Origin of the sequence: Synechococcus sp. H55.9 (genome assembly GCF_047462355.1) — a bacterium.
Taxonomy (GTDB): Bacteria; Cyanobacteriota; Cyanobacteriia; order Thermostichales; family Thermostichaceae; genus Thermostichus.
Genome location: NZ_JANSJB010000142.1, coordinates 1 through 3,933, shown reverse-complemented (window position 1 = coordinate 3,933; position 3,933 = coordinate 1). Strand labels below are relative to the sequence as shown.

Below are 3,933 nucleotides of genomic sequence, written 5' to 3'. Positions count from 1 at the left end.
AACCGATGCAGAGGTACAGGTAGGTATGCGCTGAGAAGGGAACTTCAGGCTCCTCTACCCCAAGGTCGGGGTTATCCCAGGTGCTTATGGATCCCTACCGGTCATTACTCCCGAAGAAGTCAGCCACGCTGGCCTTAGCTTGCAAAGTAAATGAGATGGGATCCCTCGGCTTAAAGGTTAACCTGAGCCCCGTTAAAGAATCCACGAATAATGAGAATAACTCCCCCTTGATCAGGAGTACCCGTATTTCCGTCGCCAGTTGGTGGATTCGGGCCTATAACCTGATTATCAGTGGGGAACTCTTGCTCAATAAAGAATTGCCCAGAGATATTCGAGCCAGAGGTGGTCGGGTCGAAAACCAAATTCAAGTTGCCCCGCAGCAGGGAACCGCCAATATCTGCTCTGTTGAACGGCCCGGCCAGTTGCGCCCCAGCTAAGGTGCGGAAGACAAAATCTCCTGTGGTGGGGACAATGCCCTGGATGATAACGGGACTGAGATTAGTTCCCTCCACAGGTGAGCCAGGTAAGGTACCCGTAGAGCGCTCGGTGCGCAAGGAGAAGAAGTAATCGAAGGCCGTAGGAGCACCCGGACGCTCAGGGACGGGCAACTGCGGGATCGGGGTGGGGAAAGGTCGTGGCGGCGGGCTGACCTGGACAAAGTTGAGGACTGTGCTGACATTGGCCGGGTCAAACTCCGCTTGTACCCGGCCGTTCAGCAGACGCCGGATGCGCACCAACTGGTTGGGCAAGATGTTCGGACGAGTGGGATCCGGAGCAAATAGCACCGACTGCGTACCCACCTGGGTGGGACGATAGACGATTTCCGCCTGGTTGGGGCGGAAGTTCAGGCGGGCAAAGAGAGCCAGGGCATCTTCAGGAGTGCCATCGCCGGCCACGCCCCGCTGCCGCACCACGAAGCTGGCGGAGAAGCTGCCGGTTTGCAGGATGGCAGTGACAGGCCCTTGAGGTGGGGGAGGATTGACAAAGGATCCTGCCGGTGGGTTGCCATTAGGGCCGGGATCTTCATAGAGTACTCCCACGGTAGGGACAATGAGAGAAGAATCTCCCTCTAAGACGACTTGGTTGCCATTGCGGCTAACCAAGATGCGGCGCACGGTTAAAGTTAAAACAGTTTCCGTATCCGGATCGGCAGCTCTAAAGGTTGTGTTGACTCGAATGCGCTGGTCGTTGGGGTTTGTCGAAAGGGCAACCAGCCCGGCAATGCTGAATTGCGTAGATAGCCTGCCGTCGTTGGGGCCGAAGGCGATGAGATTCACCAGCGGCGTGGATCGGGCAATCTGGATGGCCAGTGTGCTGGAGCGAAGGGTTGAGTCAATTGTCAGTTCATTGGCTGGGATCTCATTGACCGGCAGAATGCGGGCCTCTACGTTGGTAATGCGGGCTTCTCCACTGCCTTGAAAGCCGCTGTTCCGCACAGGGATCCCGTTGTCAAATTTTGGGTTGACATAGTCTAGCCTCAAGCTAGTGGTCTCCAGCACTGAGCCGGGGGTAAAGCGGTACTCCTGCGCCGAGACAAACGCCGTGGGATCCACCTGGACAGGCCCCGGCAAGGCGGGGGATTCGTCAATTTGACCGCAGCCACCTAGGAGCAAGACTCCACACAAAACTGCCAATGAGCGACCTTTGAAGTTCATACGGCACTGCCTCACACACCCTAATCTGGGGAAATCCACACACAAAATGGAGGAGAAGGCACCCAACCCCCAACGCTACAGGTAAGCTGGCCGCCCCTGTTCGAGGCTATGATACCCCATATCTAGGGGATGGGCCATTTCCAAAAAAATTTCTTGGATTTGCTTTGCCGCTTGCTTGACAACGCCCCAAGATGCAGTAGAACTAACAGCAGGCATCCGCCTTTGAAACGGGATCCCTCATAATCTTGCCCATGCACAGAGGCAAATTCAGTGGATCCCGGCTGGGCGCTGTTGGAAAGATTTGCTGTGGTGTGAGTGAGTGGAGAATTCCCCGATGAAACGACGTTCTGGCTCAGGCCCTGGCCGTGGCGGCCTTTCTCTTCTGGCAACTTGGGCTTCGCTGGCGCTAGCCACTGCCTGCAGCAGCGAGACTACGGGCGGCCTGCCACCCCTCTTGACCGCCGATGGATCCACCCCTCCCCCCGTGGCCGTGGCCCCCACCATCTCGCCCAACCTCACACCCATCACCTTCCGCCCTGGGCCAGACTTTGCTCCTATCACGCCGCCACCCATTCAGCCTGACCTGCCAGATCCACCCAGCTTGCAGCCAACTGGGGGATTCAACGCTGTAGTGGGATCCGCTTTTGTAACAGTTACCTTGAGCGGCTTGTTGGTGCCAGGGGTCATTGCCAGCGTAGAGCTGCAGTTTTTCAACATCAGCCGCGGCACAGATATTACCGGCATTTTCTTGCCGACAGCCATCGAGCAGTTTAGGAATACGCTCATAGGCCGAGGCAACAGCTACGCCGACCGAACCAACGGGATCACCCTCACCAATGGCTTTACCTTCTCGGCTGATCTGGCGGCCTACAATGCCAACGTTGTTGCCGGAGAAAGGGTTTTGGTGATCCTGGTCATTCGCGATTCGTTTGGCCAAGCCCTAAGATTAGAGGCACGCGCTCAGGCTACCTAGCGTGAAGCTGGCTAAGGGCAGTGTTTAATTGCTGCGAGAGATTTAAGGTCAGGAGGATGAGGGAATGAAAACCGGAAAGCTGGCTGGGGTTTTGGCTTGCCTCTGTGTTGGTTTGCTGACGGCTTGCCAACAGGCAAAGGATAAGAATGCAACCAGCTTTATACCTGGGCCGATCTTTCCTGTGCAAAACCCAAGTGTAGAACCCGGCGGAACTGGCGTGGGAGTGCCGGCTACTCCTCCCGTTGGAGCTGCTCCCCCAACCCAGCCCAGCCCTCTCGTGCCCCCTCCCGTCTCGGCGCCGACGATCCCGCCCTTGCCCAGCCCCAACCCTTCTCCCAGCATTGTTGGGTTGCCTCCGGCCCCCTTGGCTCCTCCAACCTTTATCAAGAGTTTCAGTCCGAGCACGACTTCTGTGGGTGTTCCTGTTACTTTAAGTTTTTCGATCACCAACAACTCCGGCATCCAACTGACCGGCCTCAGCTTTGCGGAAATCTTGCCGGCAGGGCTATCCGTTGCTGCCGACCCTGGCCTCAACAATACCTGTGGGGGAACTGCAAGCGCCCCTGCAAATGGAAGCTTTATTTCTCTGACCGGCGGCCAGCTTAGTCCCAATTCAAGCTGCTTGATAAGCGTTCAGGTGGTTGCTGCAAACGTGGGCACTTACACGAACCCTGCCACAACGCTCACCAGCAACCAGGCTCCTGCCGCTCAAAGCGCACCTGTCAGCCTAACCGTAAACCAAGTTCCTGCTCCAACCTTTACCAAAGAGTTTAGCCCTAGCACAGCAACACAAGGCGGCACTGTAGCCGTTATCTTTACCATCACCAACACTGCTCCTGTACCTTTGTCTGGACTTAGCTTTATAGATGCTTTGCCAGGTGGTTTGCGAATTACTGAAACGAATGTAGTTACTTTAAATACGTGCGGTGGCACGCTCACGGCAAACCCCAGCATTCCTCCTGATCCACCAAAACCAGCAATTCCTTCAACCACGATTGCCCTTCAAGGTGGAACTCTGGCTCCGAATTCCTCCTGCGTGGTTTCTGTATCTGTGGAACAGATCAATCCAGTGATGGCAACTTACACAAATCCCCCAGTTACTCTCTTCAGCAGTGGGGCGCTACCAGTACTTTCTAACCAAGCTACTGTGACTTTCAATTAGGGTCGGTTGAGAATTCCCTCACCCCCACCCCCTCTCCCTGGGGCCCAAGCGCTCCGCGCCGCTAGCGCGACCACCCCCGACCCCTCACCCCCGACCCCTCTCCCAGGGGCCCTCACCCCCGCCCCCTCTCCCCCAGGGAGAGG

General features: G+C 56.6%; 3 protein-coding genes. 2 read left to right on the top strand and 1 reads right to left on the bottom strand.

Annotation, left to right across the window (positions count from 1 at the left end):
- Positions 1-170: 170 nt before the first annotated feature.
- Positions 171-1,655, bottom strand: a complete 1,485-nt coding sequence (locus NW857_RS12485) for a hypothetical protein (RefSeq protein WP_414337183.1) — start codon at positions 1,653-1,655, stop codon at positions 171-173.
- 334 nt (positions 1,656-1,989) lie between these two features.
- Here NW857_RS12485 and NW857_RS12480 point away from each other — a divergent pair, with 334 nt between their 5' ends.
- Both NW857_RS12480 and NW857_RS12475 read left to right on the top strand, forming a co-directional pair.
- Positions 1,990-2,628: a hypothetical protein gene (locus tag NW857_RS12480; protein WP_414337184.1), complete on the top strand. Its 639-nt coding sequence runs from the start codon at positions 1,990-1,992 to the stop codon at positions 2,626-2,628.
- A gap of 64 nt (positions 2,629-2,692) precedes the next feature.
- A complete protein-coding gene (locus tag NW857_RS12475) occupies positions 2,693-3,790 on the top strand; it encodes a hypothetical protein (RefSeq protein WP_414369134.1) in 1,098 nt (365 codons plus the stop codon).
- The last annotated feature ends 143 nt before the right edge of the window (positions 3,791-3,933 follow it).